The organism is Pantoea sp. X-Soil-TKNS-1207, from assembly GCF_059730485.1.
The window spans coordinates 3,664,419-3,678,447 of sequence record NZ_AP035958.1 but is presented as its reverse complement, the minus strand read 5'-3'; the positions used below and the strand labels follow the sequence as shown (position 1 = coordinate 3,678,447).

The window sequence follows — 14,029 nt, the reverse complement described above, 5'->3', positions numbered from 1 at the left end:
AGGAGGGATATTTCGCCACTTTAATTGTTACTGAACAAAATTAGCCGTTTCGCAATTAAAGAAAATGCCAGCTGGCATAAATCCTGCTTAGAACTTAGTTCCATATATTGCAACTTGCCTGGTTAAAAAATATCGCCAGCAGGAGGGTTTATGTCTGAACAAAAAATCACCGCGACATCCACAACAGCGACCGCCAGCATTGGCAACTATATTGCGCTGATACTGGCGATCCTGTTTTTCTCTGGTCTGCTGTATAAAGTCGACGGCTTCAGCTGGCTCGGCGCCTTCGATTTCACCACGCTGGGCGGCAGCTTCGGCACCATGAAAGAGTCGAGCAACACCTTTCTCGGCTCCGGCGGCCTGAGTGCCAAAGCGGGGTTCCTGTTCGCGCTCTCGCTGGCCCCGACGGTGATGCTGGCGCTGGGCGTACTGGAAATCTTTACCCATTACGGCGCGATTCGCGCGGCGCATACGCTGCTGACGCCGCTGCTGAAACCGCTGATGGGCTTGCCGGGACGCAGTGGTCTGGCGTTGATTACCGATTTGCAAAGCACCGATGCCGGTGCCGCGTTAACCAAAGAGATGTATGACCAGCAGCAAATCAGCAAAAGAGATGTGGTGGTGATGAGCGCCTGGCAATATTCCGGTGCCGGTTTGATCAATAACTATTTTGCCATCGGTTCGGCGTTGTTTGCTTCGATGAGCGTACCGATCATTATTCCGCTGGTATTAATGTTTGTTCTTAAATTCGTCGGTGCGGCCTTTGTCCGTTTCATGTTAAACACGGTGTATAAAAAGGATTTTAGCGATGTCAAATAACGCTCAGGGTCGGGTTAATAATAATCCGTTCGATATTTTTATTGTCGGCGCGCGCAAAGGCTTCCATATTGCTATTCACAACCTGATGCCCAATGTGGTGATGGCGTATGTGCTGGCGGAAGTGCTGAACCTGCTCGGCATTATGCAATTTCTCGGGCATGTGTTCGCCCCGGTGATGGGGCTGTTTGGCCTGCCGGGCGAAGCCATTACCGTGCTGCTCACCGCCTGGCTGTCGTCGTCGGCGGGCGTGGGGGTGGCCGTCAGCCTGCTGACCAAAGGGGTGCTGAACGGCAGCGATATCGCCATCCTCGCCCCGGCAATTTTCCTGATGGGAGCGCAGTTGCAGTACATGGGCCGCCTGCTGGGCGTGGCCGATGTACCGAAAAAATACTGGCCGCTGTTGATGCTGACCAGCGTCATCAACGCCGTGATCGCCATGTTTGTGATGCGTTTTTTTGTTTAGGAGCTAACCGGTGTCCAACGTTTTAGAGCATTACCATTTTCTGCATGAAATCCCGGAACTGGGTTTTCAGGAGTTCAGAACCTCGGCCTACATTGCTGACCAGCTGGAGCAGGCGGGGATCAAGGTGACCCGTGGCATCAACAACACCACCGGTATCGTGGCGGAAATCGACAGCGGCGTGCCAGGCCCGGTGCTGGCGCTGCGCGCCGATATGGACGCGCTGGGGCATGTGATTGATGGCGTGCCTTGCGCGCGCCACACCTGCGGCCATGATGGTCACTCGTCGGTGGTGCTGACGGCGGCGCAGGAGCTGCTGAAAGAGGGCGCGATCAAAAAAGGCCGCCTGAAGCTGCTGTTCCAGCCTGCGGAAGAACTGGGGGCGGGGGCGCTGGCGATGATTGAAGGCGGCGCGATGGCGGATGTAGAGATGATCCTCGGCTTCCACGTACGTCCGCTGGAGGAGTGTCATGTGGGTCAGGCGACCCCGGCGGTGATTTACTCCGCCTGTAGCACGCTGGAGGCCACCATCAAAGGGGTGCCGGCCCATGCGGCGCGTCCGCATCTTGGCGTCAATGCGCTGGATGCCGCCGTTCAGGCGGTGCAGGCGGTGAACAGCATTCACCTGTCGCCGGGGCTGAACTGGAGCGTGAAAGCCACCCGTTTTCTGTGCGATGCCGGTGTAACCAATTCGGTGCCGGACGTGGCGCGCGTGGTGTGGGATCTGCGTTCGCAGGAAAACGCGCCGATGGACGTACTGAAGGAGAAGGTCACCCAGGCGGTGATCAACAGCGCCGCTGCACTCGGCGCCAGCGCTGAAGTGGTGGTGCTGAAAGAGATGCCTGCGGCCGAGATCCACGATGAAGCCACTGCGGTGATCAGCGCGGCGATTGCCGATGTGCTGGGCGAAGCAGGGCTGCTGGCCGCGAAAACCACGCCGGGCAGCGAGGATTTCTTCTATTACCCGGTGAAATGCCCCACGGTGAAAGCGGGCTTCTGGGGGCTGGGTACCAACCTGGTTCCGGGGCTGCATCACCCGGATATGCGTTTCGAACTTAGCTCGCTGGAGATTGGGGTGAATATTTTCAAAGCCGCAGTTAAGCGGGTGTTGGGCTAGGCCAAATCAGCGTTTGCGACGGAGCGCATAAATGCGCTCTCTACATCGTAGGGTCGGCATTGACGCCGACCTGGTTAATGACCGCACCAATTTCCCCACCTCGCCGAAATATTGTATGCTATGCCGCCTTAATGCTGACTGGATAAACGGAACTGCCGCCAATGTAGAACGCGCACATCCTGCCGCGATTTGATGCCCCTGCATCACCGCTGGCGCCGTTTATCCGCCGGAGTTGCTCCCGGCCACCCTGATTTATTCGCAGCGCGCGGCTCGTGCGTTGCCCTTTGAGAAGAATTCACTCATGTCTAATGCTCCCTTTTTACAAGAGGTGGCGCGCCGCCGTACCTTCGCGATTATCTCGCACCCGGACGCCGGTAAAACCACTATCACCGAGAAAGTTCTGCTGTTCGGACAGGCGATCCAAACCGCCGGTACGGTAAAGGGCCGTGGCTCTAACCAACATGCCAAATCCGACTGGATGGAAATGGAGAAACAGCGCGGTATCTCCATCACCACCTCCGTGATGCAGTTCCCCTATCGTGACAGCCTGGTCAACCTGCTGGACACCCCAGGGCACGAAGACTTCTCGGAAGATACCTACCGTACCCTGACGGCGGTGGACTGCTGTCTGATGGTGATCGATGCCGCTAAAGGTGTTGAAGATCGTACCCGTAAGCTGATGGAAGTCACCCGTCTGCGTGACACGCCGATCATCACCTTTATGAACAAACTTGACCGTGATATCCGCGATCCGATGGAGCTGCTGGATGAAGTCGAGAACGAGCTGAAGATCGCCTGCGCGCCCATCACCTGGCCGATCGGCTGCGGCAAGCTATTCAAAGGCGTATATCACCTCTACAACGATGAAACCTACCTGTACCAGACAGGCCAGGGGCACACCATTCAGGAAGTGCGTATCGTTAAAGGACTGGCTAACCCGGACCTCGACAAAGCCGTCGGTGAAGATCTGGCGCAGCAGCTGCGTGATGAGCTGGAACTGGTGCAGGGTGCCTCGAATGAATTCGACCAGGAACTGTTCCTGAGTGGCGAAATCACCCCGGTATTCTTCGGCACCGCGCTGGGCAACTTTGGCGTCGATCATATGCTCGATGGCCTGGTATCCTGGGCGCCAGCCCCGATGCCGCGTAAGAGCGACACCCGTACCGTCGAAGCCAGTGAAGAGAAGTTCAGCGGCTTCGTGTTTAAGATTCAGGCCAATATGGACCCGAAACACCGTGACCGCGTGGCCTTTATGCGCGTGGTGTCCGGTAAATATGAGAAAGGCATGAAGCTGCGTCAGGTGCGCATCGGCAAAGATGTGGTGATCTCAGACGCGCTGACCTTTATGGCGGGCGACCGTTCGCACGTTGAAGAAGCCTTTCCGGGTGACATCATTGGTCTGCATAACCACGGCACCATTCAGATTGGCGACACCTTCACCCAGGGCGAGAACATGAAGTTCACCGGTATTCCGAACTTCGCCCCTGAGCTGTTCCGTCGTATTCGCCTGCGCGATCCGCTGAAGCAGAAGCAATTGCTGAAAGGATTGGTGCAGCTGTCGGAAGAGGGCGCGGTGCAGGTATTCCGTCCGGTGCATAACAATGATCTGATCGTTGGCGCGGTGGGTGTGTTGCAGTTTGACGTCGTGGTGGCGCGCCTGAAAAGCGAATATAACGTTGAGGCGATTTACGAATCCGTCAACGTATCGACCGCGCGCTGGGTTGAGTGCAATGACGTGAAGAAATTCGATGAATTTCAACGCAAAAACGAGATCAACCTCGCGCTGGATGGCGGTGACAACCTCACCTATATCGCTCCGACCATGGTTAACCTCAACATCACGCAGGAACGCTATCCTGATGTGACGTTCCGTAAAACGCGCGAGCATTAATTTCGCCGTTTTATCCAGGGTCAGTGATTTTCGCTGGCCCTGTTTCTCCCTTCCAGACTCCTCTTAAAAACGCTGCATTCAACGCTTTTTGGCGAGATATCAACCACAAAAAGCGGCAATACCGTCAATCCCGTCTATGATTATCCTGTCGGACGAGAAAAGAGACCAGCCGGTTTCATTACGTCCATCAATGCAGCAACGCCGTTTGTTGCTGGCACTGCGCGGTTGCGCAGGTGTTAACTGATAGAAGGATGATATCGATGAATAAGACTAAGATTGCCAAAACCCTGATTGCCGCCCTGGCCGGTACGGCCCTGATGAGTGGCGCGGCGCTGGCCGACGAATCTGTGACCCAGAGAGCACAGGCAACCGCCGACAGCACAGGGTCGAAAATCGATAGTTCTATGAAAAAAGTCGGTGGGTTTATGGATGACAGCGGCGTCACCGCCAAAGCAAAAGCTGCGCTGGTGGATGATGAAGCGATAAAAAGCACGGACATCTCAGTAGCAACGCATCAGGGCGTGGTGACGCTAAGTGGTTTTGTGACCTCGCAGGACCAGGCGGAAAAAGCCGTAGCCGTGGTGCAGAAAGTGGAAGGGGTGAAATCCGTCAGTGACAAACTGCACGTACGAGACAGCAAAACCAGTTCACTGAAAGGCTATGCCGGTGATGCGGCAACCACCAGTGAAATAAAAGCTAAACTTTTAGCGGACGACATTGTGCCATCGCGCGACGTGAAAGTGGAAACCACTGATGGCGTGGTGCAGTTGTCCGGTACTGTCGCGAATCAGGCACAGTCAGAACGTGCAGAGAAAATCGCGAAAGCCATTGAAGGCGTGAAAAGCGTGAAGAATGACCTCAAGGTTAAATCTTAACGTGGGCGTTGCGGCCTCAGGCCGAGGCTGCATCGCAATAACAACATCAATCTGCACACCCACACTGGGATGAAATAAGCAGTTCGATTTTCACTATGGTAAAGGAGAGGCTTATGTTTCGTTGGGGTATTATCTTTCTGGTGATCGCTCTGATTGCCGCAGCATTAGGATTTGGTGGTCTGGCGGGTACGGCAGCATGGGCAGCTAAAATTGTCTTTATTGTCGGTATTATTCTGTTCCTCATCAGCCTGTTTACCGGGCGTAAACGACCCTGACCATCCGGCATCTATCGCTTAACCGGCAGTAGCCTGAAGCGGAGACCAGTCAGGGCATAATAATGACTGGTTCTCCGGGTTGCGGGCGGTGGCGCTGCAGCACCCTCAGAGAAAAAACCGCTGAGGGACACATCTTGGGTATTCGCATCCCCGTAACGCTCGGAACTATCGAACCCCTGGCACTCACGCCATTCAAATCGCACAAAATTGCCTTAGTCTGTGAAGGCGGCGGACAGCGCGGTATCTTCACCGCGGGTGTGCTGGATGAGTTTCAGCGCGCAGGCTTCAACCCTTTTCATCTGATGCTCGGCACCTCGGCCGGGGCGCAAAATCTTTCAGCCTTTGTCTGCGCGCAACCCGGCTATGCCCGGCGCGTGATCACCCGTTACACCACCAGTAAACTTTTCTTTGATCCGGTACGTTTTGTGCGTGGCGGCCATTTAATCGATCTCGACTGGCTGGTGGATATCACCCGTCAGGAGTTTCCGCTGGCGATGAGCACTGCCGAAGGGTTGTTTGCCAAAGGCAACGAGTTTTATATGTGCGCCTGCCGCAGCGACGATTACAGCGCGCATTATTTCAACCCGACCAGCAGCAACTGGCTCGACATCATTAAAGCCTCCAGCGCGATACCGGGTTTCTATCGCAGCGGCGTTGAGATGGACGGCATCAGCTACCTCGATGGCGGCATCAGCGATGCCATTCCGGTACGGGAAGCGGCGCGGCGCGGCGCCGACACCGTGGTGGTGATCCGCACCGTGCCGTCTCAAATGTCCTACACCCCCAAGTGGATCAAGCGTATGGAGCGCTGGCTGAGCGACAGCGCGTTGCAGCCGATGATCAACATCCTGCATCAGCATGAAGAGAGCTACCGCGACATTCAGCAATTCATTGAGCAGCCGCCGGGCGACCTGCGCATTATTGAAATCTTTCCGCCGAAACCGCTGGCCAGCAACGCGCTCGGCAGCCGTGTGGCGTCACTGAACCAGGATTATCATCTGGGCCGCCGCTGCGGTCGCTATTTCCTCGCCACCCTCGGCCAGTGGCTGAGTGATGCCGAGCCGTTTGTGCGGCATACTACCGTCACGCCGCCCGCAGCGGTGGCGAATGCGCCGGACAATCGTGAGGTCATCACCCCACCGATTGCCGGTAATGACGCCGATTATGATGCAGGTTCGCTGGCATGAGATTTATCGATACCCACTGCCATTTCGACTTCCCGCCGTTTGTGACCGAGGCGGAAGCCAGTATCGCGCGTGCTGCGCAGGCGGGGGTAGCGCGTATTATCGTGCCGTGCGTCGATGCCAGCCGCTTCGCGCAGGTCAGCCAGCTGGCGCAACAACATCCGGCGTTGTATGCCGCGCTGGGCCTGCATCCGATCCAGATCGCTGTGCATCAGGATGCGCATCTTGATCAACTGGAAGCGTGGCTGCGTCAGCCGGATGCCAGACGGGTGGCGGTGGGGGAGATCGGCCTCGATCTCTATATGGACGATCCGCAGTTCGCGAAACAAACCCGGTTGCTTGATGGCCAGCTGAAGCTGGCGAAAAAATACGATCTGCCGGTGATCCTCCACTCACGCCGCACCCACGATCAACTGGCGCTGCATCTGCGTCGCCACGATCTGCCGCGCCGGGGCGTGGTGCATGGCTTTGCCGGCAGCCAGCAACAGGCGCAGCGTTTTATTCAACTCGGCTATGCCATTGGCGTAGGCGGCACCATCACCTACGAACGCGCCAGCAAAACCCGCAACACCATCGCCGCACTGCCCCTTGATGCGTTGCTGCTGGAAACGGATGCTCCCGATATGCCGCTTAACGGTTTTCAGGGTGAGCCGAACCGCCCGGAGCGTGCGCGTCTGGTATTTGATGTGCTGTGCCAGCTGCGGCGCGAAACGCCTGATGCGATCGCTGAGGCGCTGTGGCAAAACAGCCTGCGCGTCTTTAATCTTCCTGCCTGACCCATCTGATTCTGCCCGTAACCGGGTATGAATTGACTACATTTATAGAGCAACAGCAGCATATTTCCCCTGATAATGTGATAATAATCACAGCGTCATTTTTTGCCCTGACCAGCATTAATGGCGTCATTTTGTGATATTTATCACTAAATAAATGTATTATTTGCACATCATTCTTTTTTCTTGTGACGAGTGATCGAATTAACTGTCGCGAAAATTGTTAGAATTATCACATTCTCTGGCGGACATACGCCGTCAGTCTGACTTTTGGAGAGCACCATGACTGATTTCACCGCTGCGGCGCAGCGCGCGCTGCAACTGATGGACTTAACCACGCTGAATGATGACGACACCGACGAGAAGGTCATTGCGTTGTGCCGTCAGGCGAAAACGCCCGCCGGTAACACCGCCGCCATCTGTATCTATCCGCGTTTCATCCCGGTAGCGCGCAAAGCGCTGCGCGAGCAGGGCACGCCGGAAATCCGCATCGCCACCGTGACGAACTTCCCGCATGGCAACGATGACCTGGCGATCGCGCTGGCAGAAACCCGTGCGGCGATTGCCTACGGTGCCGATGAGGTTGACGTGGTGTTCCCTTACCGTGCGCTGCTGGCGGGCAATCGTCAGATCGGCTTCGATCTGGTGAAAGCCTGTAAAGATGCCTGCGCCGCATCTGATGTGCTGCTGAAGGTGATCATTGAAAGCGGTGAGCTGAAAGATCCGGCGTTGATCCGCGCCGCCTCTGAGATCGCTATCGATGCCGGTGCCGATTTCATCAAAACCTCAACCGGTAAGGTGCCGGTCAATGCCACGCCGGAAACCGCCGCCATCATGCTGAGCGTGATCCGCGACAAAGGCGTACAGGCGCAGGTTGGCTTTAAACCGGCTGGCGGCGTGCGCAGCGCGGCTGACGCAGCGCATTATCTGCAACTGGCCGACGATATTCTGGGACAGGGCTGGGCCGATGCGCGCCATTTCCGCTTTGGTGCCTCCAGCTTGCTGGCAAGCCTGCTGAACACGCTGGGCCACGCCACCACTGCGAGTAAAGCGGGTTACTGATTCTGCCATGCGTAGCGGCGTGAGGTAACGCGCTGCTACGCGGGTCATGCATACCAGGGGAGGCGACCTTGTTCCTGCCACAAGAAATTATTCGAAAAAAACGCGATGGCCACGAACTGAGTGAAGCGGAGATCCGCTTCTTTATTAATGGCGTACGTGATAACAGCGTCTCAGAAGGCCAAATCGCCGCACTGGCGATGACCATCTACTTTCACGATATGACGCTGGCGGAACGTGTGGCGCTGACCATGGCGATGCGCGATTCCGGCACGGTACTGAACTGGCAATCGCTCAACCTGAATGGGCCGATTGTTGATAAACACTCCACCGGCGGCGTGGGTGATGTCACCTCGCTGATGCTCGGCCCGATGGTGGCGGCGTGCGGCGGTTATATCCCGATGATCTCCGGGCGCGGTCTCGGCCATACCGGCGGCACGCTGGATAAGCTGGAAGCGATCCCCGGTTTTGATATCTTCCCGAGCGACGATCGTTTCCGTCAGATCATCAAAGAAACCGGCGTGGCGATCATCGGCCAGACCAACTCGCTGGCCCCGGCCGACAAACGTTTCTATGCCACGCGCGATATCACCGCCACCGTTGATTCGATCCCGTTGATCACCGCCTCGATCCTGGCGAAAAAGCTGGCGGAAGGGCTGGATGCGCTGGTGATGGACGTTAAAGTCGGCAGCGGCGCCTTTATGCCAACCTTCGGGGATTCAGAAAATCTGGCGCAGGCGATCGTCGGCGTCGCCAATGGCGCAGGCTGCAAAACCACCGCGCTGCTGACCGATATGAACCAGGTGCTGGCCTCCAGCGCCGGTAACGCGCTGGAAGTGCGCGAAGCGGTGCAGTTCCTGACCGGCGAGGTGCGCAATCCGCGTCTGCTGGAGGTCACGATGGCGCTGTGCAGCGAAATGCTGATCTCCGGCAAACTGGCGGCGAACGAAGACGAAGCGCGGCAAAAACTGCGCATGGTGCTGAATAACGGTCAGGCGGCCGAGGTGTTTGGCCGCATGGTGGCGGCGCAAAAAGGCCCGGTGGATTTTATCGAACGTATGGACCGCTATCTGCCCGCGCCGATGCTGAGCAAAGCGGTATACGCCGATGCGCCCGGCATCGTCAGCGCCATGGACACGCGCGCCCTCGGGATGGCGGTGGTGGCGCTGGGTGGCGGTCGTCAGCGTGCCAGCGACAGCATTGATTACAGCGTCGGCTTCAGCGAGGTGATTCCCCTCGGCACCCGCGCCGATGCGCAGCGGCCGCTGGCGGTGATCCATGCCGCCTCTGAAGCGCAGTGGCAACAGGCCGCTGCCGCGGTGAAAGCCGCTATCGCCCTGAGCGACACGGCACCCGCCGAAACGCCGGTGGTGTATCGCCGTATCAGCCAATAGTTGCGCCGCTTCGTGCTTCGACGCAGCCATTCGGGTATACTGATCTGATCGCTTTTTTTTGACTTGTCATCGCGCAATTGCGCAGGAGACTTGCATGAAACGTGCTTTTATTATGGTTCTCGACTCCTTTGGGATCGGCTCCAGCAAAGACGCCGCTAAGTTCGGTGATGAAGGATCGGATACGCTCGGCCATATCGCTGAAGCGTGCTTCGAAGGCCGGGCCAATGAAGGCCGCGAAGGGCCGCTGCACTTGCCCAACCTCACCGCACTTGGACTGGGTAAAGCCGCCGAGCTGTCCACCGGGCGTTTCCCGCCGGGACTGGATGCCAGTGCGGAGATCATCGGCGCTTACGCTTACGCCAGCGAACTTTCCTCGGGCAAAGATACGCCGTCGGGCCACTGGGAAATTGCCGGTGTGCCGGTGCTGTTTGACTGGGGCTATTTCTCCGACAAAGAGAACAGCTTCCCGCAGGAACTGCTGGATAAACTGGTACAGCGTGCCGAACTGCCCGGCTACCTCGGCAACTGCCACTCCTCCGGTACGGTAATTCTCGACCAACTGGGCGAAGAGCATATGAAAACCGGCAAGCCGATTTTCTATACCTCGGCGGACTCGGTGTTCCAGATTGCCTGCCACGAAGAGACCTTTGGCCTCGATCGCCTGTACCAGTTGTGCGAAATCGCGCGTGAAGAACTGACCGAAGGTGGCTACAACATTGGCCGCGTGATTGCGCGTCCGTTTGTTGGCGATAAAGCCGGTCATTTCCAGCGCACGGGCAATCGTCACGATTTGGCTGTCGAGCCGCCTTCCGCAACCATGCTGAAAAAGCTGGTGGACGAGAAGGGCGGTGAAGTGATTTCGGTGGGTAAAATCGCCGATATCTACGCCCAGCAGGGCATCACGCAAAAAGTGAAAGCCACTGGCCTTAATGAGTTGTTCGACGCCACCATCGCACAGATGAAGCAGGCGCCGGACCAGTCGATTGTGTTCACCAACTTCGTCGATTTCGACTCCACCTGGGGCCATCGTCGCGATATCGCCGGTTACGCCGGTGGGCTGGAGCTGTTCGATCGTCGTCTGCCGGAACTGATGGCGCTGGTAAAAGAGGATGATATTCTGATCCTCACCGCCGACCACGGTTGTGACCCAAGCTGGCAAGGCACCGAACATACGCGCGAGCACATTCCGATTCTGATCTACGGACCGAAGGTGAAACCGGGATCGCTCGGCTATCGCGATACCTTTGCTGATATCGGCCAGACAATCGCGCACTATTTTGGCCTGTCCAGCATGGACTACGGCAAAAGCATGCTGTAAAACAGCGCCCAATTTTTAATAAGGAAAATAACGATGGCAACGCCTCATATTAATGCAGAAATGGGTGATTTCGCGGACGTGGTGCTGATGCCGGGCGATCCGCTGCGTGCGAAGCACATTGCAGAGACCTTCCTCGAAAATGCGGTTGAAGTGAACAACGTGCGCGGCATGTTGGGCTACACCGGCACCTACAAAGGACGCAAAATTTCGGTGATGGGCCACGGTATGGGCATCCCATCCTGCTCGATTTACACCAAAGAACTGATCACCGATTTCGGCGTGAAGAAAATCATCCGTGTCGGTTCCTGCGGCGCGGTGCGTGCTGACGTGAAACTGCGTGATGTGGTGATTGGTATGGGTGCCTGCACCGATTCCAAAGTGAACCGTATGCGTTTCAAGGATCACGACTTCGCAGCGATTGCGGATTTCGACATGGTGCGTAACGCGGTTGATGCGGCGAAAGCGCTCGGCGTTGATGCGCGCGTCGGCAATATCTTCTCCGCTGACCTGTTCTACACCCCGGACCCGCAGATGTTCGATGTGATGGAAAAATACGGCATCCTCGGTGTGGAGATGGAAGCGGCTGGGATCTACGGCGTGGCCGCAGAATTTGGCGCCAAAGCGCTGGCGATCTGTACCGTGTCGGATCATATCCGTACCCACGAGCAGACCACCGCCGCCGAACGCCAGACCACCTTCAACGATATGATTAAGATCGCGCTGGAGTCGGTGCTGCTGGGCGATTAATTCTCCCACCCTAACCCTCTCCCGCAGGCGGGAGAGGGAATCGATCGGGGTAACAGCACGCACCTTCCCCCGCTTGCAGCAGAGACCAAATTGAAGAAATCCCCCTCTCATTAAACATCTGACACACTTTTACCCAGGCTTGTGCATCTTCCTGCTGGCTCTGACGCCATCTCTCCCTATCATTAGCGGGATAACGAAGAGACTAAGCCCCCCTGATGAATTTCCGTAATTTCGAAGCCGAAGAGAAACTGTTTGTCCGCCGCGCCATTGTGGCGTTTGCCCTGGTGTTGATCTGTTTCATCATTCTCGCGGTTAACCTCTACCGCATTCAGGTCGAGCAGCATGGCTATTACCAGACGCGATCCAACGAAAACGACATCAAGATGATCCCCATCGCGCCGACGCGTGGGCTGATCTACGATCGCAACGGCATTCCGCTGGTGCGCAATGTCACCTGGTACGACATCCTGCTGACGCCGTATAAAATCGACGACATGAAGGCGACCATCGCCGCGCTAACGCCAATCGTCGATTTAACCCCGGAAGAGATCGACACCTTCTGGCGTAATCTCAAGCAGAACAGCCGCTACAAGCCGGTGGTGCTGAAGGAAGAGCTGACCGACGAGCAGGTGGCGCGCTTTTCAGTCAACCAGTTCCGCTTTACCGGCGTCAGCATCGACACCTATGAAGACCGCCAGTATCCCTATGGGGCCGATCTGGCGCATGTCATCGGCTACGTCTCGAAAATCAACGATAACGACTACAAACGCCTGAACGAAGAGGGCGTGTCGGAGAACTACGCTGCCGACCATAACATCGGTAAGCAGGGCATCGAGGGCTATTACGAATCGTTGCTGCACGGCAAAACCGGCTATCAGGAAGTTGAGGTGGATAACCACGGCCGTATCGTGCGGGTGCTGAAAGAGGTGCCGCCGGTGGCCGGGAAGAACATCTATCTGACCCTTGATCTGCACCTGCAACAATATGTGGAAAGCCAGCTGGTGGGGCAGCGCGCGGCGGTGCTGATTGAAGATCCGCACGACGGCGGCGTACTGGCGATGGTCTCCAGCCCGAGCTATGACCCCAACCCGTTCGTCAAAGGCATCGGTTATCAGGCGTATAAAACCCTGTTGCAGGATAAAAACCTGCCGCTGATTAACCGCGTCACCCAGGGGCTGTATCCACCGGCTTCGACGGTGAAACCTTATATGGCGATGTCGGCGCTGCTGACCGGCGTGATCACGCCACAAACCACCTTCTTCGGTGCGCCGACCTGGACGCTGCCGGGCACCGATCGTAAATACCGCGACTGGAAAAAGAGCGGTCACGGTATGCTGGATGTGACGCGCGCCATTGAGGAGTCTGCGGATACCTTCTTCTATCAGGTGGCGTTTTTGATGGGTATCGACCGTATCCACCATATGCTGAGCCAGTTCGGGTACGGCAGACCGACCGGCATCGATCTGAACGAAGAGTACGCCGGGCTGCTGCCGAGCCGCGAATGGAAGCTGAAAGTCCATAAACGTGGCTGGTATCAGGGGGATACGGTATCGGTGGGGATTGGCCAGGGCTACTGGATCGCCACGCCGATTCAGATGGTGAAAGCGCTGGTGGCGCTGATCAACAACGGTCGGGTGATTAACCCGCACCTGCTGGAGAAAGCCCAGCGCGGCACCTGGCAGGAACCCTATAAGCCGAAAGATCCGCAGCCGCAGATTGGCGATGCCAAATCACCGTACTGGTCGCTGGTGCGTCATGCGATGTTTGGTATGGCGAATGCGCCGAACGGCACCGGCTACAAATATTTTCACACCGCGCCTTACGGCATCGCGGCGAAAAGTGGTACGTCACAGGTGTTTAGTCTGAAGCAGAACCAGACTTACAACGCGAAGATGATCCCGACTCGCCTGCGTGACCATATCTTCTACACCGCCTTTGCGCCCTTTAACGACCCGAAAGTGGCGGTGGCGCTGATTCTGGAGAACGGCGGCAATGAAGGGATAACCGCTGCGCCGGTGATGCGTAATATTCTCGACCATATCTTCCTGCCGCCGCCTGCGCCAGAGCTGCCGCCAGAGGCACCCGCGAAAAACTAAGGGGGCTATCGCCCCCAAAGA

General features: G+C 56.9%; 13 protein-coding genes. All 13 read left to right on the top strand.

Annotated features, from left to right (window positions below; translation table 11 throughout):
• Nucleotides 1–150: 150 nt before the first annotated feature.
• The 13 genes from AC6I8V_RS17035 to mrdA all read left to right on the top strand — a co-directional run bounded on the left by AC6I8V_RS17035 (nt 151) and on the right by mrdA (nt 14,008).
• Nucleotides 151–819, top strand: a complete 669-nt coding sequence (locus AC6I8V_RS17035) for a nucleoside recognition domain-containing protein (RefSeq protein WP_497843402.1) — start codon at nt 151–153, stop codon at nt 817–819.
• The gene (locus tag AC6I8V_RS17030; RefSeq protein ID WP_497843401.1) at nt 809–1,282 is read left to right on the top strand and encodes a YjiG family protein; all 474 of its coding nucleotides are present in this window, start codon (nt 809–811) and stop codon (nt 1,280–1,282) included. The genes AC6I8V_RS17035 and AC6I8V_RS17030 overlap by 11 nt, the downstream gene beginning before the upstream one ends.
• Before the next feature lie 10 nt (nt 1,283–1,292).
• Nucleotides 1,293–2,396: an amidohydrolase gene (locus AC6I8V_RS17025; protein ID WP_497843400.1), complete on the top strand. Its 1,104-nt coding sequence runs from the start codon at nt 1,293–1,295 to the stop codon at nt 2,394–2,396.
• A 301-nt stretch (nt 2,397–2,697) separates the two neighbouring features.
• Nucleotides 2,698–4,287 (top strand): peptide chain release factor 3, encoded by a 1,590-nt coding sequence (gene prfC, locus AC6I8V_RS17020; protein ID WP_497843399.1) that lies wholly within the window; start codon nt 2,698–2,700, stop codon nt 4,285–4,287.
• Nucleotides 4,288–4,547: 260 nt separating this feature from the next.
• Nucleotides 4,548–5,162: a molecular chaperone OsmY gene (osmY, locus tag AC6I8V_RS17015; protein ID WP_497843398.1), complete on the top strand. Its 615-nt coding sequence runs from the start codon at nt 4,548–4,550 to the stop codon at nt 5,160–5,162.
• A gap of 113 nt (nt 5,163–5,275) precedes the next feature.
• Nucleotides 5,276–5,437, top strand: a complete 162-nt coding sequence (locus AC6I8V_RS17010) for a DUF1328 domain-containing protein (protein WP_013510475.1) — start codon at nt 5,276–5,278, stop codon at nt 5,435–5,437.
• Nucleotides 5,438–5,571: 134 nt separating this feature from the next.
• A complete protein-coding gene (locus AC6I8V_RS17005) occupies nt 5,572–6,624 on the top strand; it encodes a patatin-like phospholipase family protein (protein WP_497843397.1) in 1,053 nt (350 codons plus the stop codon).
• Entirely contained in the window at nt 6,621–7,397 is a 777-nt protein-coding gene (locus tag AC6I8V_RS17000) for a TatD family hydrolase (protein WP_497843396.1), read from the top strand. Before AC6I8V_RS17005 ends, AC6I8V_RS17000 begins: the two co-directional genes overlap by 4 nt.
• A 279-nt stretch (nt 7,398–7,676) precedes the next feature.
• Nucleotides 7,677–8,456, top strand: a complete 780-nt coding sequence (gene deoC / locus AC6I8V_RS16995; protein ID WP_497843395.1) for a deoxyribose-phosphate aldolase — start codon at nt 7,677–7,679, stop codon at nt 8,454–8,456.
• A 68-nt stretch (nt 8,457–8,524) separates the two neighbouring features.
• Nucleotides 8,525–9,847, top strand: a complete 1,323-nt coding sequence (deoA, locus tag AC6I8V_RS16990) for a thymidine phosphorylase (protein ID WP_497843394.1) — start codon at nt 8,525–8,527, stop codon at nt 9,845–9,847.
• Between the two features lie 94 nt (nt 9,848–9,941).
• A complete protein-coding gene (gene deoB / locus AC6I8V_RS16985) occupies nt 9,942–11,165 on the top strand; it encodes a phosphopentomutase (protein WP_497843393.1) in 1,224 nt (407 codons plus the stop codon).
• Between the two features lie 33 nt (nt 11,166–11,198).
• Complete coding sequence (deoD, locus tag AC6I8V_RS16980; RefSeq protein WP_139810955.1) at nt 11,199–11,912, top strand: purine-nucleoside phosphorylase; 714 nt, start codon at nt 11,199–11,201, stop codon at nt 11,910–11,912.
• A gap of 215 nt (nt 11,913–12,127) precedes the next feature.
• Nucleotides 12,128–14,008 carry a penicillin-binding protein 2 gene (mrdA, locus tag AC6I8V_RS16975; protein WP_497843392.1) on the top strand — a complete coding sequence of 627 codons (1,881 nt, stop codon included), beginning with the start codon at nt 12,128–12,130 and terminating at the stop codon, nt 14,006–14,008.
• Nucleotides 14,009–14,029: the final 21 nt, after the last annotated feature.